13 protein-coding genes are annotated in these 21,120 nt (G+C 56.4%); 9 read left to right on the plus strand and 4 right to left on the minus strand.

The window, feature by feature from the left end; all coding sequences use genetic code 11:
- Positions 1-86: 86 nt before the first annotated feature.
- A complete protein-coding gene (locus tag ACYSMN_RS24925; RefSeq protein ID WP_488926651.1) occupies positions 87-1,217 on the minus strand; it encodes an endonuclease/exonuclease/phosphatase family protein in 1,131 nt (376 codons plus the stop codon).
- A 138-nt stretch (positions 1,218-1,355) separates the two neighbouring features.
- Between ACYSMN_RS24925 and ACYSMN_RS24930 the strand changes: the two genes are divergently transcribed.
- The 7 genes from ACYSMN_RS24930 (at position 1,356) to ACYSMN_RS24960 (ending at position 15,936) form a co-directional block, all read left to right on the plus strand.
- On the plus strand, positions 1,356-4,880 hold the full coding sequence (locus ACYSMN_RS24930) for a DUF7948 domain-containing protein (protein WP_488926652.1): 3,525 nt from the start codon (positions 1,356-1,358) through the stop codon (positions 4,878-4,880).
- Between the two features lie 120 nt (positions 4,881-5,000).
- The gene (locus tag ACYSMN_RS24935; protein ID WP_488926653.1) at positions 5,001-8,912 is read left to right on the plus strand and encodes a DUF7948 domain-containing protein; all 3,912 of its coding nucleotides are present in this window, start codon (positions 5,001-5,003) and stop codon (positions 8,910-8,912) included.
- Between the two features lie 209 nt (positions 8,913-9,121).
- On the plus strand, positions 9,122-9,592 hold the full coding sequence (gene rimP, locus ACYSMN_RS24940) for a ribosome maturation factor RimP (protein WP_488926654.1): 471 nt from the start codon (positions 9,122-9,124) through the stop codon (positions 9,590-9,592).
- Positions 9,593-9,690: 98 nt separating this feature from the next.
- On the plus strand, positions 9,691-10,986 hold the full coding sequence (nusA, locus tag ACYSMN_RS24945) for a transcription termination factor NusA (protein ID WP_488926655.1): 1,296 nt from the start codon (positions 9,691-9,693) through the stop codon (positions 10,984-10,986).
- Positions 10,987-11,108: 122 nt separating this feature from the next.
- Entirely contained in the window at positions 11,109-14,186 is a 3,078-nt protein-coding gene (gene infB / locus ACYSMN_RS24950) for a translation initiation factor IF-2 (protein WP_488926656.1), read from the plus strand.
- Between the two features lie 230 nt (positions 14,187-14,416).
- Positions 14,417-15,265 carry a hypothetical protein gene (locus tag ACYSMN_RS24955; protein ID WP_488926657.1) on the plus strand — a complete coding sequence of 283 codons (849 nt, stop codon included), beginning with the start codon at positions 14,417-14,419 and terminating at the stop codon, positions 15,263-15,265.
- A 38-nt stretch (positions 15,266-15,303) separates the two neighbouring features.
- On the plus strand, positions 15,304-15,936 hold the full coding sequence (locus ACYSMN_RS24960; RefSeq protein WP_488926658.1) for a hypothetical protein: 633 nt from the start codon (positions 15,304-15,306) through the stop codon (positions 15,934-15,936).
- 363 nt (positions 15,937-16,299) lie between these two features.
- Here the strand turns inward: ACYSMN_RS24960 and ACYSMN_RS24965 are convergent, their stop codons facing one another.
- From ACYSMN_RS24965 to mscL, 3 genes are all read right to left on the minus strand, one after another.
- The gene (locus ACYSMN_RS24965) at positions 16,300-16,758 is read right to left on the minus strand and encodes a hypothetical protein (protein WP_488926659.1); all 459 of its coding nucleotides are present in this window, start codon (positions 16,756-16,758) and stop codon (positions 16,300-16,302) included.
- Positions 16,759-16,866: 108 nt separating this feature from the next.
- Positions 16,867-17,877, minus strand: coding sequence for a DUF3078 domain-containing protein (locus ACYSMN_RS24970; RefSeq protein ID WP_488926660.1), 1,011 nt, complete (start codon positions 17,875-17,877; stop codon positions 16,867-16,869).
- Positions 17,878-17,965: 88 nt separating this feature from the next.
- A complete protein-coding gene (gene mscL, locus ACYSMN_RS24975; RefSeq protein ID WP_488926661.1) occupies positions 17,966-18,388 on the minus strand; it encodes a large conductance mechanosensitive channel protein MscL in 423 nt (140 codons plus the stop codon).
- A gap of 240 nt (positions 18,389-18,628) precedes the next feature.
- Here mscL and ACYSMN_RS24980 point away from each other — a divergent pair, with 240 nt between their 5' ends.
- Positions 18,629-19,420, plus strand: coding sequence for an enoyl-CoA hydratase/isomerase family protein (locus tag ACYSMN_RS24980; RefSeq protein WP_488926662.1), 792 nt, complete (start codon positions 18,629-18,631; stop codon positions 19,418-19,420).
- A gap of 75 nt (positions 19,421-19,495) precedes the next feature.
- Complete coding sequence (locus ACYSMN_RS24985) at positions 19,496-20,998, plus strand: oligosaccharide flippase family protein (protein WP_488926663.1); 1,503 nt, start codon at positions 19,496-19,498, stop codon at positions 20,996-20,998.
- Positions 20,999-21,120 lie beyond the last annotated feature (122 nt).

The raw sequence follows: 21,120 nt of genomic DNA on the forward strand, positions 1-21,120 counted from the left end.
GTTAAAATACTCATGGCCTAAAACTACGACTCACTTTTGGTGCGGAAGCCCTGCCGCGCCGGGGCTTAGACTGTTAGGAAGCTTCTTCATTCTTCATTCTTCAGCAACCTATAAGTTGCCATTGTAGGAAAATGGTCGGAGTAGGGAATTTCGTAGTGCACGCGGAAAGCATCTACCTGCCACTGAGGGCCGGCAAACTGGTTGTCGATGCGGACGAAGGGCAAGCGGCCGTTATAGGTGGCGCCCACGCCATTCCCGACGGTGGCCCAGGCATTTTGGAAATGGTCGGCTAGCTGGTCGTAGCTGTAGCTGTAAGGCAGGTCGTTGAGGTCGGCGCAAAGCAGCAACGGGTAAGGGCTGCGTTCGAAGCGGCGTGTGAGGGTATCAATCTGCCAGGAGCGAGCCACTAAACCCCGCTTGAAGCGCCGCAACAACCCAAGACCCTTTTTCTTCAGCCCGGCCTTGCTGGAGTAGCTTTCCACAATGTCTTGCTCTTCCAGGCTCATGCTTTGCAAGTGGAAGTTAAACACTCGAATAGTGTCGCCGGTGGGCAGGCGCACATCCACCCACATGGCGTGGTTCTGGGTGAGCTTGCCAAAACTCACCGTGCCGCGGCGCAGAATGGGGTAGCGCGAGAAAATGGCCATCCCAAACTCCGAACCGGCCCCGTTGGTGAGCGTCTTGGACAGAAAGCTCTGCCGACCACTCTGCTCCCCAATACGCTCTATGGCGTTGAACACGTTTTTTTCCTTGCTGGTAGACGTGCGGGGCTCGTTGTAAAACTCCTGCAAGCAAAGTACCTCCGCTGGGCTATCAGCCAGCCACTGAATCATCTTCTTCGTGGAAGCTAGGTTCTCGTCGCGCAGCTGCGGGTACACGTTGAAAATGCGGACGTTGGAACTCAGCACCCGTACCTGCGTCTCGGTCGTGCTATTCTCGGGGCTGGACGGGGCAAGGTGTAATGGGTGTATGGCCAGGCCCCGCTGAAAATGCGGCCACGTGAGTACAGCCACCAGCAGCGGTAAGGTCGCCACCCGCCAGCGGCGCAACAGCCAGTAAAACACCGCCGCCAGATTCAGAAGCAGCGCAACGGGTAGAGTTAGCGCCCCGAAGGCGGCGGGCCAGAAAGTATAGGCTGGGACCTGCACGCAGGCAATAGCCACGAGCAGCCAGCCAATAATGAGCAGGGTACAAGTAAAAGCAAACGAACGACGCACGGCAAAAGCAGTCCAGCCCCACGGGCCAGAATTAGGTCCGCAAAGGTAAGCGGAAGCCCGCAAGGCGCCGGGCCCGATTCTTGTGCCTGGTTTCGGTGCTTATTCAGTTGTACTTTTAATTTTCTACTTCCTGTTGGTATGCGGCTTTCTACTGTAGCTTTTCTCTTGCCGAGCCTACTGCTCGCCTTAATTCCTGCCTCTGTTGCGCTGGCCACGTCCGTCAACGCGGCTCCTCCTCAAGCAGCTACGCTGGAGTTTGTAGAAAATAAAGGTCAGTGGGACGATGCTGTCCGCTACGCCGCTACTCTGCCAAGTGGCCGGCTCTTCATGAGCAATTCCGGCTTCACCTATACGTTTCTTGACCCAGCTGCTCTGCGTCAGCACGAGCAAGCCGCCCACGGAACTACCCCGCCAACTGCCAGCGACGACCTACGCGGCCATGCCTACACCGTTACGTTTGAAGGAGCTAAGACCGCGCCGCGCCTGTCAGGGGAAGAAGGCACGCTAGCCCCTTACAATTATTTCCGCGGCAACGACCCTAAGCATTGGGCCAGCAACGCTCACGGTTTTCGGCGCCTGCGCTACGCCAATCTTTATCCTGGTGTAGAGGCAGTGCTTTATGAAAACGCCCAGCGGCAGTTGGAATACGACTTTGTAGTGGCCGCCGGCAGCAAGCCTACGGTTATCCGACTGCGTTACGCGGGCCAGGAAAAGCTCACGCTAACTCCCGAGGGTAACATGCTGGTACAGACGTCCGTTGGCAACGTGACCGAGCAAGCCCCGCGCGCCTGGCAGGACGTGAAAGGGCAGCGTGTGACTGTGTCGTGCGCCTTTGAGTTGCAAGGCAACACCGTCAGCTTCCGGTTGGGCTCCTACGACCGGCGGCACCCGCTCACCATCGACCCCACCGTCATCTTTTCGTCATTTACCGGCTCTACGGCCGACAACTGGGGCTTTACCGCTACCTACGATGCACAGGGCAATATGTACTCTGGCGGGGTGGTATTTGGCGTTGGCTACCCGACTACTCCCGGCGCTTTTCGTACCACCTTCAGCGGGGCCACCGATGTGGGCATTATCAAGTACAACACGGCGGTATCTGGTTCGGCAGCTCGCCTGTATGCCACCTACTTAGGCGGCAATAGCATGGAAGCTCCGCACAGTATGGTTGTCAATCCGCAGGGAGAGCTGATTGTAATGGGCTCCACGGGTTCCCAAAATTTTCCCATCATCAACGGCGCCTACGACAACTCGCATAACGGCGGCCCTCGCATCACTCCTGACAATGACTACGACCCATTTTTATATGCTAACGGGGCCGACTTATTTCTTGCCAAGCTTTCAGCCAACGGCAATGCCCTTACCGGCAGTACCTTCCTCGGTGGCTCGGGCACCGATGGCGTGGTTTCCCGGCTGTCAGGCACTAATACCCTCGATGGCCTGCCAGGTTCCCCAGTTATCAACTACGGCGACCAATTCCGGGGTGACGTAACCACCGATGGCGCGGGCAATGTGTACGTGGCTTCCGTAACTAGCAGTTCTAACTTCCCGGCCAACGGGTACCGCACTAGCTTTCAGGGCGGCGAGTTCGATGCCGTAGTTGTGAAAATGTCCGCCGATCTACGCAGTCTGACGTGGGCTACCTACCTGGGCGGCTCCGGCTCCGAAGCTGCCTACTCGCTTCAGGTAGACCCCAGCCGGGGCGTGTACGTGGCCGGCGGCACGCTCAGCAACAACTTTCCTGTCACTTCCGGCAGCCTGCAACCTCGGTTTCAGGGCGGGGTTGATGGGTTTGTAGCCCATTTGAGCAACACCGGCGCCGCTCTGCTTGAATCGTCTTACATCGGCACTTCAGCCTACGACCAAGCCTTTTTCGTGCAGCTCGATGCGGCCAGCAATGTGTACTTGCTGGGTCAGACGCAGGGCAACATTCCCATCAGCGCGGGCCGCTACGGCGTGGCCAACGGCCGGCAATTTATCCAGAAGCTGAGCCCTAACCTAGCTACAAGTTTGTACAGCACCCGCTTTGGTAGCGGCCGTACCTTCTTCCCCGATATTTCACTCACGGCTTTTCTGGTCGATGACTGTGAGCGAATCTACATCAGCGGTTGGGGCGGCACGGTCAACGACCGGACTCAGCCCCTCAACGGCAGCTCTACTAATGGCTTGCCGGTAACGCCCAACGCCATTCAGTCTTCTACTGATGGCTCCGACTTCTACATTGCGCAGTTTCGGCCCGGCATGCAGGCACTGGAATACGCCACCTTCTACGGGGAGCAAGGTGGCCGCAGTGGTGAGCACGTGGACGGCGGAACTTCCCGCTTCGACAAGCGAGGTGTTATTTACCAAGCCGTTTGTGGAGGCTGCGGCGGCACGTCAGGCTTTCCCGTACCGCCGGGTGCTAACACCTACTCAGCTACCAACCGCAACTCAAATTGCAACAACGCCGCCTTCAAGATTGACTTCGGTATCGTGATAGCCGACCCTGGCCCGAACCGTTACGTGTGCGTCAATAGTGGCCCTTTGACGCTGGGCGGCTCACCGGCGGGCGGCACGTGGTCGGGGCCGGGCGTTTCGGCTCTGCCAGGTGGCGGGTTCCAATTCACGCCGTCAGTAGCTCGCTTAGGTATCAATACGCTCACTTATTCGGTGGCCTCCACCGGCACCTGCGTTAGCACCCGTCCGTTACGCATTACGGTTACGCCGGAGCGAGCCATCACCACCACACCCATACTAGCCCAATGCACCAGCGGTGGTAGCAGCAATCTAGTGGCTACCCCCGCGGGCGGTACCTGGAGCGGCCCTGGTGTTTCGGGCACCGTATTTAGTCCGGCCACGGCGGGCGTGGGTACCCACACACTCACTTACTCCCTATCAGACTCACTAGGCTGCGGCATTGCCACCCAGACGGTGGTGGTCAGTTCTCTACCCGCTATCAGAGTTGGTCCCGACACCACTCTTTGCGCCGACCAGATTCGGGCCTTTCAGCTACGCGGCATGAGTCCGGCCGGCGGCGTTTGGAGTGGACCCGGTGTTACACCAAGCGGCTTTTTCACTCCCCCCAACACCAACAACCGCGGTGGCATCTTCCAATTGCGCTACACTTACGCTACGGCCGGCTGCCAAAACTCTGCGGTGCAAACGGTGGTACTCGCGCCCACTTCAGCAGTCAACGTGGCCCTCAATATTCCGGAATGTGCGGCTGACCCTCGCTATAACGGTTTGGCTCCTTTCACTTGCCAGTTTGAGCCCCTGCTACCCGGCGGCACCTACGACTGGGACTTCGGCGACGGCACGCCGCACTCCACTGAGAGTAGCCCAGCTCACCTGTATGAGCGGCCAGGCAGCTATAATGTAACGCTGGTGGCGCGCTATGCTGGCTGTGTGGTAGAAACTAGCTTCGCTCCGGTGGAAGTGGGCGATATGCTGGTCCCCAACATCATCACCCCCAACGGCGACTCCATCAACGACCGATTCATGCCTCGCTTTAGCTGCAAGCCAACTCGCCTGCAAATATTCAACCGCTGGGGTACGCTGCTCTATGAAACCCAGGACTACCACAACGACTGGAGCGGTAACAACCTGCCCGATGGGGTCTACTACTACTTGTTGCGCGATACCGATAACCGCCGCGCCAAAGGCTGGGTGGAAGTGAAAAGATAGTCGTGACACCGGACCTGCTATTGAAATTATAAAAAGCGGAGGATTAGTGCTTTGCAACGGTGCCCGCAGCCCTTACTTTTGTCTGTTCACCTCTTTTCTATTTCGTTAACCGCAGCTTGTATGTGGAGAAAATTACTTTGCTTGGCTGTCATCAGCAGCCATTTCCTCAGTGCAAGTCGTGCTGATTCAGCATCTCCTGCAACACCAACGCTGGAGTTCATCGAGAACCGAGGGCAATGGCCAAACCCCGTTCGCTACACTGCCGAGATGGTAGGTGGGCGGCTGTTCCTGGAACCCGGCGGCCTGACTTACTCTTTTTTGGCTGGTGTACCGCATGGGCACGAATCTGCTAAGCAGCTCACAGCTACCACCGACATCAAGGCGCACGGGCTGCGGGTGGCCTTTGAGGGCGGCGCGGCACAGCCTGCGTTGCGGGCTGAAAACCAAACCACCGAAGTTCGCAACTACCTGCGCGGTAACGACCCTAGGCAGTGGGCGCGCGACGTGCATGGGTTTCGGCAGCTGTACTACGCCGGCATCTGGCCGGGGATAGGAGCACACTTCTACGAAAACCAGCGCCAGCAACTGGAATACGATTTCGAGCTGGCCGCCAATGCTGATCCTGCGGCCATTCGGTTGCGTTACGATGGCGCCGATGCCCTCACGCTAAATGCCGACGGCAGCTTAGAAATTCGTACTACGGTGGGTGTCTTGCGTGAGCTGGCCCCCAAAGCCTGGCAAACCAACGCTGCCGGTCAACGCCAGCCCGTATCGTGCGCCTACGTGTTGGAAGGCCGCACCGTTCATTTTCAGCTGGGCGCTTATGATCAGCACTACCCGCTCACCATCGACCCTACCGTGGTGTTTTCCAGCTACACCGGCTCCACGGCCGACAATTGGGGCTTCACGGCCACCTACGACGCCCAGGGCAACCTATATTCCGGCGGCATCGTGTTTGGGGCCGGCTATCCTACCACCATTGGCGCTTTTCGCACTTCATTTGGGGGAGTCATTGATATTGGCATCATCAAGTACAATGCCGCCGCCACTGGCCCAGCGTCGCGGGTATGGGCTACCTACATAGGTGGTTCGCAGGCCGATTTTCCGCACAGCCTCGTGGTTGGTAGCCAGGGCGACTTGTTCTTGCTGGGAACCACTGCCTCTAGTAACTACCCCACCTCCACTGCGGCCTACGACCGAACTTTCAATGGCGGTACCTCGATTGATCCTTTTGGGTTTGGTTCATTCTACCAACTCTCCGGCGGCTCCGACCTAGTCGTAACTCGCCTCAGTGCCAATGGTAGCACGCTGGTAGGCTCCACTTTCCTAGGCGGCTCCGGCAATGATGGCTTGCTCTCTTCCGCGCTTACTCCTTTGGCGCACAACTACGGCGACACCTTTCGAGGAGATATTCTGCTTGATGCCAACGACAACATCTACCTGGCCTCCAGCACCACCTCGCCCAACTTTCCGACCACCAACGGACTGGGCGGCTCCTACCGGGGTGGCACCCACGACGCTGTGGTGTGCAAGCTCAATCCTACGGCCAGCAGTCTGTTGTGGAGCAGTTTCTTGGGCGGCTCCGGCGCCGATGCCGCTTATTCTTTGCAGCTTGATGCCACTGGCAACCTCTACGTAAGCGGCGGCACTACTAGTCCCAATTTTCCTACCACGTCCGGCGCCCTTCATCAAACAGCTCAGGGTGGCGTCGATGGCTTCGCGGCCCGCATCAGCAGCTCGGGCAACTTGATTCAAAAGGCCACCTACCTAGGCACCGGCTCCTACGACCAGAGCTATTTTTTACAGCTCGATGGCAGCGGCGCCGTGTACGTGCTGGGCCAGTCGCTGGGCAGTTACCCCGTTACGAGCGGGCGGTACCAGAATCCAGGTAGCAAGCAGTTCATCCACAAACTCGACGCTGACTTAACGACTACTAACTTTTCCACAGTGTTCGGAAGTGGCCGTTCCACCATCGACATATCGCCTACTGCTTTTCTGGTAGACCAGTGCAACCGCATCTACGTGAGTGGTTGGGGCGGTGGTATAAATATGGGAATGTCCAACAGCAGCAACGGCACTACCTTCAACCTCCCTGTCACGCCCAATGCCATACAGCGCACCACCGACGGGGAAGATTTCTACCTGTTACAGCTTGCCCCCGACGCCACCCGCCTCGACTACGCCACTTATTTTGGTAGCACAACTGGCCCAGGCGACCATGTAGATGGTGGTACATCGCGTTTCGACCCACGGGGGTTCGTGTACCAGGCGGTATGTAGCTGCGAAAGCTTTAGCGGATTCCCAATACCGCCAGGAGCGGGTACGTACTCCTCCAGCAGCGGGAGCATGAACTGCAATAATGCGGCTTTCAAGATCAATTTCGAAACGGTGAACGTTGTGGCTGGCACCAACCGCAATGTATGCGTGTCCTCCGCGCCGCAAGCACTCAACGGCTCCCCGGCCGGTGGTGTCTGGACGGGTCCGGGCGTGTCGGGCTCGGTAGCTACGGGCTTCGTGTTTACGCCTACGGCCGCCCTGCTTGGAGTGCAGACGCTCACTTACACTGTTACCGGCGTTGGTCCTTGCGGGGGCGTCTCAACATTGCAGCTAACGGTGGTACCCTCGCCCACAGTAAATTTCACCACCCTCCCGCAAACCTCGTTTTGCCTGAATAATACCCCTGCTCCTACCGTTACGCTAACGGCTACCCCTGCAGGAGGCACCTTTTCCGGGCCGGGCGTGTCGGGCAACGTGTTCAATCCCAACATTGCTGGACCAGGCACTCATACGCTCGTCTATAATGTGAATGCTGGCGGTTGCCCTCTTCAGGCCACTCAGACAGTAACCGTCATCCGGGCCACAGTTGGCACCAGCTTTACCGCTTGCTCCAACAGCGCAGCCAGGCCGCTCACTGGCTCCCCAGCCGGTGGCGTCTGGACGGGCCCCGGGGTTTCGGGCTCAGTGGCTACGGGCTTTGTATTTACCCCTACGGCCGCATTGGTAGGTTCCCGAACTCTCACCTACACTCTAACTGGGGCGAATGGCTGCGCCAGCACGGCCACGCTTGTCGCCACGGTGTTATTAAGCCCCACATTCACTCCTCCTACGCTGCCCACCTACTGTACTACCACCACTGCGCCTGTGCCTTTGCCAAGCGGCCTGGTCTGGAATGGCCCGGGAGTACAGGGCTTTGGCTCAAACTACACGTTCGTGCCGTCGTCGGTTGGGGCCGGTTCATTTACGTTAAGCTACCGCACTGGCTTTGGTTTCTGCGACGTCTCGGGCACCGTTCCCGTCACTGTATCGCGCCCGCCCACTGTCGTTATGCCACCCGATACCCTGCTATGCCCGGGTAGCACGCAAGCCTTCCAGCTACGAGCCCTTCCTGCGGGCGGTAGTTGGTCGGGCGCCAACGTAACCAGCGCCGGCGTCTTCACTCCTCCCGCCGGCTTCACCGGCTCGGTCTCGCTCACTTACACCGTCACGACTGGGCCTTGCGTGAGCACTGCTACGCGCCGGGTAGGAGTAGCTGAACCACCCATATACGCGGCGCGCTGGGACGTAGAGCAGTGTGCCGAAACCCGGCAGGCTCCTTTGGCGGTACGTTTCTCTGATCCACTCAACAGTTTCTCCGGCGTCCGTTGGGATTTTGGCGATGGCACTCAGGGCGAAGGCAACTCCATCACCCACGTTTACGTGCAAGCCGGCCGCTACGTGCCCAAAATCATCCGTCCGTTTAATAACGGGCGCTGTTCGGTTCAGCTCGATCTACCCGAAATAGAAGTAACCAAACCGTACGAGATACCCAACATCATCACTCCCAACGGCGATAGGAAAAATGACTACTTCAGGGCTACCAATGGGTGCCCGGCTCGCTTGCAGGTTTTCTCCCGTTGGGGCACCAAGGTGTTCGAAGCTGCCAACTACCAGAACGACTGGAGCGGCGACAAGCAACCTAGTGGGGTGTACTACTACCTTCTGCAGCAAGCCGATGGCACTAGCGTAAAAGGCTGGCTGGAAATCAGCCGGTAACTGAAGGATAACTGGGGAGTGTAGCGCTAGCCTACTTGTGGTGTTCCAATCTGAACTGCTTCGCTCCCTTCCACCTAAACCGCTCCTAGCGAGCAGCTTCGCTTCTGACTTGCATTCGGCGGTTTCTCACCGTATATTTGCGCAGTATTCTGATTGTGAAGAGGGGACGTAGCGTCCCCTCTTTCTTTTATAACCCAGTTCAAGCCTAGATGAATTTCGATCAAAACCGCATTGCGGAGATGCTTCAGGACAGTCTGACCGGCTTCGATCTGTTCGTGGTGAACCTGAACGTATCCGATGCCGTTCGGCCTAAAATCACTGTCACCCTCGACAGTGAGCAGGGCCTGGGCATTGATGAGTGCGCCCAGGTGAGCCGCCGTTTGGCTCGTCGTATCGACGAAGCATACGGTGAAGACGCTTCCTACTCGCTGGAAGTCACCTCGCCCGGTGCCGACCAGCCCCTCTCCGACCCGCGTCAGTACACCCGCCACGTGGGCCGCACGCTCAGCCTCAAGCTAGCGGATGGCACCGAGAAAAACGGTACGCTGGAAGCCATCGAGTCCGAAGGTGTGCAGTTGGCAGAAGTGATTAAAGAGAAAAACAAGAAGAAGACCCTCCCCGCCGTACTGGTACCCTTCGCTCAGATTCAGGAGGCGCGGGTGGTCATTTCGTTTAAGTAAGTGGAATGGCTAAATGGTTGAATTGTTAAATAGTTGAACGACCAACCATTTAGCAATTAAGCCATGCACCAATCCAACAATTCAACCATTAAGATCAGATGAACAGCAACGTCCTGATTGAATCGTTTGCCGAATTCGCCCGGAGCAAAAACATCGACCGTCCCACGATGATGAGCATCTTGGAAGACGTGTTCCGTACGATGATTCGCAAAAAGTACACCGACGACGCCAACTTCGACGTCATCCTCAACGTGGACAAGGGCGACTTGGAAATCTACCGCAACCGCGAAATCGTGGACGACAACTCGGAAGATATCTGGGACAACGACAAGATTCCGCTGGCAGAAGCGCAGAAAATCGAGCCTGATTTTGAAGTAGGCGAGCAGGTAACCGAGGAAATCAAGCTGGAAGATTTCGGCCGCCGCGCCGTGCTCATGGCCCGCCAAACGCTTATTCAGCGCGTGAAGGACCTGGAGCGCGACAATCTATACCAGACCTACAAAGACCAAGTGGGCGAAATCATTGCCGGCGAGGTATACCAGGTGTGGAGCCGCGAGGCCCTCATTCTCGATAAAGACGAAAACGAGCTGGTGCTGCCCAAAGGCGAGCAGATTCCTAAAGACCGCTACCGCAAAGGCGACAGCGTACGCGCGGTAGTGCACAAGGTGGAAATCATCAACGGCACGCCCAAAATTATTCTCTCGCGTGCGGCGCCGGCTTTCCTGGAACGTTTGTTCGAGCAGGAAGTGCCCGAAATCTACGATGGCCTGATCACTATTAAGAACATCGTGCGCGAACCTGGCGAGCGGGCGAAAGTGGCCGTAGAAAGCTACGACGACCGGATTGACCCGGTTGGCGCCTGCGTCGGTATGAAAGGCTCGCGTATCCATGCTGTGGTGCGGGAACTAGAAAACGAGAACATCGACGTCATCAATTACACCGACAACCTCGAGCTGTATATCGCCCGGGCTTTGTCGCCAGCGAAGTTGACGTCGATGAAAATAAACGAACAAACTGGCCGGGTATCCGTGTTCTTAAAGCCCGACCAAGTTTCCTTGGCCATTGGCCGGGGCGGCGCCAACATCAAACTGGCCAGCCGTCTCGTAGGCATGGAAATCGACGTGTTCCGGGATGCCGGCGACTACGAGGAAGACATCGCACTCGATGAGTTCTCGGACGAGCTGGAAGCTTGGATCATTGACGAGCTTAAGAAAATCGGCCTCGACACGGGCCGGGCCGTATTGGCCGTGAGCAAAGAAGATATCGTGCGTCGCACGGAGTTGGAAGAAGAAACCGTAGAAGACGTTTTCCGCGTCATCCGGCAAGAATTTGACAGCGAAGAAGACAGCGCGGACGAAGCAGAAACCTCCACTGCCAGCGACAACGCGCAATGAGCGCGCGGGCTTCGGCCCGGCAAAGGCGTTAAATCGGGCCAGCCGGCTTGATTTAACGTCAGCTGGCACCATTTAAAATAGTACCTTTGCACCAAGATAAGAGTATCGTTCGCGAGCATAGAATGGCGGAAGCAGCAACCAAACGGCTTAGTCAGGCAGCCAAAGACCTGAACGTTGGAATGACCACCATCGTGGAAACTCTAGCGAAAAAGGGATTTCCGGTAGAAAACAAGCCCACAACTAAGCTGTCTTCGGAGCAGGTAGCGTTGCTGGACAAGGAATTTGCGTCCTCGGCCCAAGACAAAATTGAGGCCGCCCGACTCAGTCAGGCCAAGCGCCAGAGTGAGCAGGAAGCTATTGCCCAAGCACGGCCTGCCGAGTCGGTAGCACCAAAACCTGCGGCTCCTAAGCCCGTTGAGGCGCCGACGCCTGTTGCGCAAGCAGCTCCTGCCGCGGCACCAACTGCTCCTGCAGCTCCTGTTGCTGTTCCCACTCCTACCCCAACTCCAGTTCAGGAAGCTCCCAAGGTTCCCGGGTTGAAGGTGATGGGAAAAATAGAGCTTGATGCCAAAGGCCGTCCGGTTCCCCCGCGGCCCACTCCGCCTCCAACACCCGTTGCGGTTGCGGTACAGCCAACACCCACGCCAGCACCAGTGGTTGAGCAAAAGCCAGCTCCCGAGCCAACTCCTGCTCCGGTGGCTCCAGTGGCTGTTACTCCCGCACCGGAGCCCAAACCAGCTCCTGTAGCGCCCGAGCCAGTTAAAGCACCTGCTACTGCTCCCGAAAGGCCCGCAGCAACACCCGTCTCGGCTCCCACAGCCCCGATTACTCCTCCCCCCGCCCCTGTCGTTGCTCCGGTAGCCGAAACAGCGCAGCCCGCTCCTGCTTCCACTGAAGAGGCTGGTACCATTGTAGCCAAAGCCGACCAGCTGAAAGGCTTGACGGTGCTTGGTAAAATAGAGTTGCCGACAGATTCGTCGCGGCGCGGTGGCCGTGGGGTTCGCCCTGTGGCTTCTTCCGATGTGCGCAAAAGCGGCCTCAATGCCGACGCCAAGAAAAAGCGTCAGCGCCTACCTACCCCCGGTGGTTCTACGCAACCTGGCTCTGCCAATCAAGGAAACCAGGGAAACCAGCCAGGACAAGGCGGTTACCAGGGCAACAGACCCGGTGGTGGCGGTCCGGGCCAACGCCCTGGCGGTGGCCTCGGGCAGCAGCGTCCGGGCGGTCCTGGTCAGCGGCCGGGCCAAAACGCTCCGCGCACGCAGCCTATTGTGCCGCTCACGCCAGAGCAGAACGACAAACAGATTCAGGAGCAAATCAAGGCTACGCTGGCCAAGCTCAGCGGTGGCCGTGGTGGAAACCAGAACAACCGCGCCAAATACCGCCGCGACAAGCGGGCCGGCGTGGCCGAAGACCGCGAAGCTCAGCGTGCACAAAACGAGTTAGATGCCAAAACCCTTAAAGTAACCGAGTTCATCTCCGCCAATGACTTGGCTTCGTTGATGGACGTGTCGGTGAACGAGGTAATTAAGGTCTGCTTGAACATGGGCATGTTCGTATCCATCAACCAGCGTCTCGATGCGGAAGCCATTACGGTTATCGCCGACGAGTTTGGCTACGACGTTGAGTTCCTGAGTGCCGAGGAAGAGGAAACCGATATCAGCATCGAAGATGCTGAGGATGACTTACAGCCGCGGGCACCCATCGTAACCATCATGGGCCACGTCGACCACGGTAAGACCTCACTCCTTGACTACATCCGTAACGCGAGTGTGGCTAAAGGAGAAGCTGGTGGCATTACGCAGCACATTGGCGCTTACGACGTGATGACCGAATCGGGCAAGCGCGTAACCTTCCTTGATACGCCGGGTCACGAAGCCTTTACGGCTATGCGTGCTCGTGGTGCCAAAATCACGGACATTGCCATTATCGTGGTAGCAGCCGACGATTCGGTAATGCCGCAGACGAAGGAAGCCATCAACCACGCGCAGGCAGCTGGTGTACCCATCGTTATTGCGCTCAACAAGATTGATAAGCCTTCCGCCAACGCCGATAAAATTCGCGAGGAGCTGTCGGCAATCAACATTCTGGTAGAAGAATGGGGTGGCAAGTACCAGTCGCAGGAAGTGTCGGCTAAGTCCGGTTTGGGCGTAGAGGACCTACTGGAAAAGGTTCTGCTGGAAGCCGAACTGCTGGAATTGAAAGCCAACCCCGACCGCAACGCCGTTGGTACGGTTATCGAAGCCTCTCTCGATAAGGGCCGGGGCTACGTAACGACCATTCTGGTGCAGACCGGCACGATGGAAGTAGGTGACGTGGTACTCGCCGGCCCGCACTACGGCCGCGTGAAAGCCATGACGGACCACCGCGGCAAAAAGATGAAGAAAGCTGGTCCTGCTACTCCGGTGCAGGTACTAGGTCTCACTGGTGCGCCGCAGGCTGGTGACAAAATTCAGGTGATGGAAACGGAGCGTGAAGCCCGCGAACTAGCCACGCAGCGTCAGCAGCTGGCCCGTGAGCAGAGCATGCGCACCAAGAAGCACATCACGCTCGACGAAATTGGTCGTCGCCTTGCCATTGGTTCCTTCAAAGAACTGAACGTGATTGTGAAAGGCGATGTGGACGGCTCGGTGGAAGCTCTGGCCGACTCCCTGCTGAAACTGAGTACGCCAGAAGTAGCCGTAAACATTCTCAGCAAGAGCGTGGGTGCTATTTCGGAATCCGATGTACTGCTGGCTTCGGCATCCGACGCCATCATCATTGGTTTCCAGGTGCGTCCTTCGCAGAGTGCCCGTAAGTTAGCTGAGCAAGAGCAGATTGATATCCGCCTCTACTCTATCATCTACAACGCCATCAACGAAGTGAAGGATGCCATGGAAGGCATGCTGGCCCCAACGGTGAAGGAAGTAGTGGTAGCCAACGCCGAGGTTCGTCAGGTGTTCAACATCACCAAGGTTGGTACCATTGCTGGCTGTATGGTAACGGATGGCACTTTTACCCGCAAAACCAAAGTGCGCCTCGTGCGCGATGGTATTGTGGTGTACTCGGGCGAAATTCAAGACCTCAAGCGCTACAAAGATGATGTATCGGAAGTGCGCCAAGGTTACGAGTGCGGTATCTCGCTCAAAGGCTACAACGACCTGCGGGAAGGTGATAACATTGAGGGCTTCGAAGAACAGGAAGTGAAGCGGACGCTCTAAGCGAGCACAGCGCTTTAGCTTGCCCAAAAACACAAAGGCCGCCACTGCTAACAGTGGCGGCCTTTGTGTTTTTGGGCATTTATCATATCACATCATTATGCGATTGCCGACACCGAGACAAAAGAATAATTTTGTACCGCTCCTAGATTTATTTAAACTGCACCCTGTTTCACACTCTTCTTCCTTTCCTTTCTATGAAAGCAGCATTATCCGTTCTTCTGCTCGCGACTTTGTCTAGCAGTCCCCTACTGGCCCAAACCAAAACGCCGGCTAAGCCTGCTACCACGACAACTACGAAGCCTGCGGCTAAGCCAGCCGCAACTCCTGCTACCAAACCGGCTGCCAAGCCCGGAGCTTCTACCACTAAAGCGACATCCTCCGCCCCCAAACCGGCAGCCAAGCCCGCCGCTAGAACTACCGCGCCGGTAGCGAAGCCCAAGCCTACTACCTCTCGCTCCGCGCCAGCAGCCAAGCCCGCCGCTCAACCAGTACCTGCTACGACTCCTGCAACGCCTGCTACCACTACCGCAACAAAAACAACTAATAACCTCGGCTGGCCAGGTGGCGCGACTTCTTTCGCGAAAGGCACTACGGTCGTGAACCTGGGCGTTGGCTTAGGTGGAGGCTACGGTTATGGCTTAGGCTTCGGTGGATCAGTGAAATCTACGCCCGCACTAAGCCTTTCTGTGGAGAAAGGTGTGGTAGAAGGTGTAGGGCCTGGCGTTATTAGTATTGGTGGCTTAGTCGGTTACAAGCGCTTCAGTTACGACTGGAATATCTTTGGTGACAGCTACAAAGCATCTTGGAACAACATCATTGTAGTGGCACGGGGAGCTTATCACTACAATTTCACGAATGATCCTAAACTGGACACTTACGCTGGCCTTAGCCTTGGAGCCCGGATTGAAAGCTATTCCGATAATTATAATGGTAGCACCAGCGAATCGTATGGGGGAGCTTATATAACGTCGGGTATTTACCTCGGCGGCCGCTACTATTTCAGTGATAATATCGGTGCTTTCGCCGAGCTTGGTTACGACGTAAGCTACCTGAAGCTAGGGCTTTCGGCCAAGTTTTAAACCTCCTCTTCTTGCTTCACCTTCCCTCTTTGCTTAGTATGAAAGCTTGCTTCTCCCTCCTGCCCTTGTTAGCTACTGTACTATTGGTCTCCTGCGACCAAGTTAAAGAAGCTCGCAACACGTATAATGCCGTAACGAGCACTGCTCGCGCAGCAAAGAACATGGGAGCCGCCTTGGAAGCTTCTGAAAAGAAGCGCACGGACCGGGCTGAGCGAGGCGACACAATTTCTTTGAACTACAAGGAATTGCAGCGCTACTTGCCAAGTAGTGTAGACGGGTTCACTGCCACTGGCGATCCGACCGGTGAGTCGGTTAATATGAAGGGCTTCAGTTACTCCTCGTGCGGGCAAACCTACACTAAAGGAGACCAGCGCGTAACGGTACAGCTTGTCGACTATAACGGAGCCAATGCCCTGTACAGCGGCGCCACGGCGATGATGTCGGCAGGTTTTTCGCAGGAAGATGATGAGCAGCTCATGCGCGGCTGCGAGCTAGGCGTGGCGGGTGTGAAAGGCTGGGAGACTCTAGAAAAGAAAGAACACAAAGCCAGCGTAGCTCTCGGTGTTGGCGACCGGTTCTTTGTATCGGTGGAATCGAATGGGCAGAACGATACTGAATTTGTGAAGCAAGTGGCTCGCAAAATCGACCTCAATGCTCTAGCAAAGCTCTAGCAGGTTCCCGACTACTTTACTCGTTGCGTGCGGCTAGCTTACTGCTTTTCATCGTGATACGCGCGAAGAGCACTAGATTGGCATCGATCCACTCCCTCATGCGCAGCAATGAGATTCTGGGCGGCATATGGAATACCTCTTTCGTTAAGAGGGCTGGTACCAGTCATTGATACTTTATTGAGTAAGTAAGTGGTGCCTCTGCTAGTACGGCACGCACCGCTACATCATGTTCTTCTTTGGCATAGTCGAGGGCGAACGGTGGCCTCGAACAGCTAAAGATGTAAAAAGCCCCGGAGCTATGCTACGGGGCTTTTTCTTCGTTATTCAAACTTACAAGCCAAGTGCTGTCACAAGAGCACAGGTCTAGCCCAAAAGGAAGCGCTTCTTTTTCTTGTGCTTGAGCGGTTTGCCTTTAGGGTCGATACCTGGTGCCGGGCGGCTTTCGCCTTTCTTCATCATGGCATTGCGGGCGTGCTTGCTTGCTCTGAACTTACGAACCGTAAAGCCCCCGGAGCCTTTTTCGTACTGCCGGGCCGGACCCGAAGCCCGCCCAAAGCTGGTGTTGGCGGAACCACCACCGGCGCGGGCCTCCAACACTTCTATCTGTTGGTCGCGCTTGGCGTCTTCAGGGTTCATATTCATGCGCCGCTGCATGTTGGCGATATCGCTGGAAGTGGCTTTGCGCTTGGTTTTGCGCGAGGATTGCTCGTTGGGTTGGTCAACCGTCTGCTCCTCGGAAGCAGGGCGTGGAGCCTGAGCGTGGGCAGGCTTACTCAGCAAAGCAGCAGAGGCTAGCAGCGTGAGTACAATCAGTTTTTTCATGCTCTGAAGCGAGTGGAGAGACAACAAATTCCAGCCGGAGAAAAATGCAAAAAAGATCTTCGTCTTCTGGCGCGGCAACGGGTGGGTGGTCAAGTTAGTTCAAATTCTTTAAAACTTGTAGGTCAGTCCAATACCTAACGTTTCCTTAAACTGGATGCGGCGGCCACGGGCGGTAAGGTTACTGTTTTGCTCGTCTAGGTTGAGTGGCACCAAGATGTCATCATCATAAATAAGCGTGGTAGCCACAGTGGCACTAAAGAACTTGTTGATCTTGAAATCCACGAGGTTCTCCCAGTTCACATCTACGTTCTGAGGGTTGTGGAAGTAGTTGCTGAACAGCTCCAATCGGGTCTGGTAGGTGATGTTAGCCATTACGGGCCGCCGGTAGCGGGCGTTGAGATACGCGCCTAGTTCTTCGCGCAGCTGCTCCCCAGTTCCAGCAACAATACGGCCATCAACATCTCGCCGAGCGGCTTTCACCCCAAAGGCTCCCGCATCGGCTAACTCCTGGTCGGCCACGACGGTGAATTTGCCCGTGGCCGGCGACAGGAACAACGAAAAAGCCTCGCCTGGTTTGTACTCGAATCCTATTGAAGCTAGAATGTAAGCCGGCGCAAAGAACTTCGACAACAGCGAATCAGTCTTGACAATGTCGTTTGTGGGGGTCAGCTGCGTTTTCAAGTTCAGCTGCGCGGCATACGACCAGTGCGTGGCAAAGTCGCGGGCGTAGCGAGCATTCACCTCCAGCCGGTCATCGTTTTTGCGCACCTTGGCTTTGCCTGCTTTCAGGATGCCGTATACTAGGTTTCCTGCCAGATCAAAGGCGTGATTGTCGCCGCGGAAGTGGGCGTAGCTGCTGCCTAGCCCTAGCAACGACAACGAGCTTTGGCCACCCGGCGCCCAGTTGCTCAGGCTCACTTGGCTGAAATTGAGCGTGCCTGTTCCGCCGCGCTGCCAGCCGCGGGCAGTGTCTATTTCAGCAGATATTTTATAAGCCGCCTGCGGAACGGGCGCTCGGTTAGGAATGGATTCCTGTGCGTAAGCTCCAACTAAAGGCAGACCTGCCAGTAGGCAAATCAGCAGTAAGCGAAATGAGCGAAAACAGGCAGCTGCTCTCATGAGGGGCAGAAAAAGGAAGGCTAGCGACTAGAAATACTTAGCCGCTGCCCTACAAAACGAGAAGAAAAGGCAAGAACTAGCTTTCCGGCTAGCTACGGCTGCGTAAGGCGTCGCGGATTTCTGTGAGGAGCAGTTGGTCTTTGGTTGGGCCAGGTTCCACAACCACTACTTCCTTAGGTCTCTTGAACTGGTTGGCCAGTTTCACAATCCAGAAAATGACGAAAGCAATCAGCAAAAAGGTGATAACGGCATTCAAAAACAGCCCATAATTGAGCGTGGCCGCCTCGGCGGCTTTAGCTTCTGCCAGCGTTTTATAAACCTTCCCATCCAAGGCCAGAAACCACCCTTTGAAATCTAACCCGCCCGTAACTAAGCTCAGGATGGGCATCAAAATATCATCTGTCAAGGACTTGACAATATTGCCGAAGGCCCCACCAATAATGACACCGACGGCTAAATCGAGCACATTTCCCTTGGATATGAATTCCCTAAACTCAGAAACGAATCCCATGCGTGTGAACGGTTTTGGATGAGAAAGAGGAAGTAGGTCGCGGCGAATATAAAATTATTCTAATCTCTACTCAGTCAGTTCTCGCCAAAAGTAAGAAGGCGTTAGGTGGTGCTTTTTGGTTTTAGTTGAACTTCATCTGTCGTTCGGCTAACCTTGATCTGGCCGCGCTGAACCCCAAACTGGCAGCGGACGTTTTGCGCTATCTTTGCCGACGTTCGCTGACTTACCCACCTCTTTTACATGGCTTCTTTCGACAATCTGCTGTATGAGCTGGACGCCGCCTCTGGCATCCTTACCATCACCCTTAACCGCCCCACCAAGCTCAATGCCCTCAACGCCGCCACGATTGAGGAAATCGGGGCGGCCATGCAGCACGCACTCGACGACGCTGCCGTGCGGGGCATTATACTGACGGGCAGTGGTGAAAAAGCGTTCGTGGCCGGTGCTGATATTGCTGAGCTGGCTGCCATTGAAAGTGAGCCGCTGGCGCGCCGAGCGTCGGAGCGCGGGCAGGAGGTGTTCTGCATGATTGAGGAAAGCTCCAAGCCAGTTATTGCGGCCGTGAATGGCTTCGCGCTAGGTGGCGGCTGCGAGTTGGCTATGGCCTGCCACATGCGCATTGCCGCCGATACGGCTCGTTTCGGGCAGCCCGAAGTGAACCTAGGCCTCATTCCGGGCTATGGCGGCACGCAACGCCTCACTCAACTGATAGGCAAAGGCAAAGCACTGGAGCTGATGCTCACCGCTGATATGATTAAAGCGGACGAAGCCCTGCGCCTGGGCCTCGCCAACCACGTGGTGCCACAGGCAGAGCTGCTAGGCTTCACGCGCGGGTTGCTCGGCCGTATTCTCACCAAGGCGCCGCTAGCCGTAGGGTTGGTTATCGACAGCGTAAACGCGCTTTACTCCGATGAGCGCCACGGCTACGCGGTGGAGGCCAATGCCTTCGGACAGTGCTTCGCCTCCGAAGATTTCAAAGAAGGCACCCAAGCCTTTCTCGAAAAGCGCCCAGCAGTATTTAAGGGTAATTAGGAATGAAGAATGAGGAATGAAGAATTACACCTGCTAACTCTTCATTCCTCATTCTTCATTCTTCATTCAACATAAATGAGCGTAGCGAAAAAACTGGCCTCGCAGACGGCCGTGTACGGCATCAGCAGCATAGTGGGCCGGGTGCTTACTTACCTGCTGGTACCGCTCTACACCAAACGGTTTGCGGCGGCCGAGTACGGTATTGTAACTGGCCTGTACGCTTACGTATCGTTTCTGAACGTGGTATTCACCTACGGACTAGAGACTACCTATTTCCGTTTCGCCAACCGCGCCGGCACCGACCGGCAACTGCTCTACGACCGAGTGCTGAGCCTCCTGCTGGTGAGCAGCGTGCTGTTTTCGGCGCTACTGGCCTGGCAGGCGGGCACCTTACTGAAGCTACTGGGATTACCAGCCAGCCAAGAGCGGCTGGCGGTATGGCTGGCTCTGATTCTAGGGCTTGATGCGCTGGCAGCCATTCCCTTCGCGCGCCTGCGGCTAGAGAACAAAGCGCGCAAGTTTGCGGCTATTCGTATGGGCAACATCCTGCTGAATGTGGGGCTCAACTTGTTCTTTCTGATTTTTTGCCAGGATGTGCTGAGTGGCGAGTACCTACCGGCGCTCCGGCCGCTGGTGGCTCGCATCTATGATCCTAGCATTGGGGTCGGTTATGTGTTTCTGGCCAACCTGGCGGCTAGCGCGTTTACGTTGCTGCTGCTGGCCCGCGAGTTGCTCAGCTTCCGGTTCCGCCTCAGTTTGCCGCCGCTACGGCCTATGCTGCAGTACGCTTATCCCATTATGCTCATGGGCCTGGCGGGCATGGTCAACGAAACGCTGGACCGAATTCTGCTGCCCTGGTGGCTACCGCAGGGCTTTTACCCGGGCGAAAGCAGCCTCACGGCAGTGGGCATCTATGGGGCTTGCTACAAGCTGAGCATCTTTATGAGCCTCGTTATTCAGGCTTTCCGGTACGCGGCCGAACCCTTCTTCTTCGCCCAAAGCACCGAGAAAAACTCCCCTGCTACGTTTGCGCTGGTCCTGAAATGGTTTACGCTTTGCTGCGCCGTCATTTTCGTGGTGGTTAGTATCAACGTGGACTTTATCGGGAGCTTGTTTCTGCATCGCCCGGAGTATCTGGAAGGCTTAAGCGTGGTACCGGTGCTGCTGCTGGCCAACCTGTTTTTGGGCGTGTATTGGAACCTGTCGGTGTGGTTTAAGCTGACAGACAAGACCTACTACGGCACCTATATAGGTGGGGCGGGCGCGGTGCTTACCATCGTCCTCAACTTTCTGCTGATTCCGATACTGGGCTACATGGGCTCGGCCCTTGCCACATTGGCCTGTTATTTTATGATGGCGGCTATTTGCTGGTGGCTGGGTGAGCGGCATTTCCCAGTGCCCTACCCAGTGGCCCGGCTGCTTGGTTGGCTGGCGGTAGCTTCGGGGGTGGTGGCGCTGAGTTGGCTGGTACCCGTGAATGGCTACTGGCTCCGCCACGGCTGGCATATGCTTTTGTGCCTTGGCTTTGTGGGGCTGCTGATAGCGGTGGAAAAGCCCCACAAAATACTGGCTAAGTAAGACAAGTAGCGCGGAAATCCGTTCCGCGACGAGCACAGCGAGTATCCGGCCCCGCGCTACGCAGGGAGTAGCGCGAAGCTCCAGCTTCGCGCATCGTTGCTGAGGTTGAACGACTCGCATGA

Source organism: Hymenobacter sp. M1-2 (assembly GCF_057808495.1).

What these genes read in the sequence shown, in the direction of transcription:
- ACYSMN_RS24930 (WP_488926652.1), top strand. Translation starts at nt 1,356, where the DNA reads ATGCGGCTTTCTACTGTAGCTTTTCTCTTGCCGAGCCTACTGCTCGCC.
- ACYSMN_RS24935 (WP_488926653.1), top strand. Translation starts at nt 5,001, where the DNA reads ATGTGGAGAAAATTACTTTGCTTGGCTGTCATCAGCAGCCATTTCCTC.
- rimP (WP_488926654.1), top strand. Translation starts at nt 9,122, where the DNA reads ATGAATTTCGATCAAAACCGCATTGCGGAGATGCTTCAGGACAGTCTG.
- nusA (WP_488926655.1), top strand. Translation starts at nt 9,691, where the DNA reads ATGAACAGCAACGTCCTGATTGAATCGTTTGCCGAATTCGCCCGGAGC.
- infB (WP_488926656.1), top strand. Translation starts at nt 11,109, where the DNA reads ATGGCGGAAGCAGCAACCAAACGGCTTAGTCAGGCAGCCAAAGACCTG.
- ACYSMN_RS24960 (WP_488926658.1), top strand. Translation starts at nt 15,304, where the DNA reads ATGAAAGCTTGCTTCTCCCTCCTGCCCTTGTTAGCTACTGTACTATTG.
- ACYSMN_RS24965 (WP_488926659.1), bottom strand. Translation starts at nt 16,758, where the DNA reads ATGAAAAAACTGATTGTACTCACGCTGCTAGCCTCTGCTGCTTTGCTG.
- ACYSMN_RS24970 (WP_488926660.1), bottom strand. Translation starts at nt 17,877, where the DNA reads ATGAGAGCAGCTGCCTGTTTTCGCTCATTTCGCTTACTGCTGATTTGC.
- mscL (WP_488926661.1), bottom strand. Translation starts at nt 18,388, where the DNA reads ATGGGATTCGTTTCTGAGTTTAGGGAATTCATATCCAAGGGAAATGTG.
- ACYSMN_RS24980 (WP_488926662.1), top strand. Translation starts at nt 18,629, where the DNA reads ATGGCTTCTTTCGACAATCTGCTGTATGAGCTGGACGCCGCCTCTGGC.
- ACYSMN_RS24985 (WP_488926663.1), top strand. Translation starts at nt 19,496, where the DNA reads ATGAGCGTAGCGAAAAAACTGGCCTCGCAGACGGCCGTGTACGGCATC.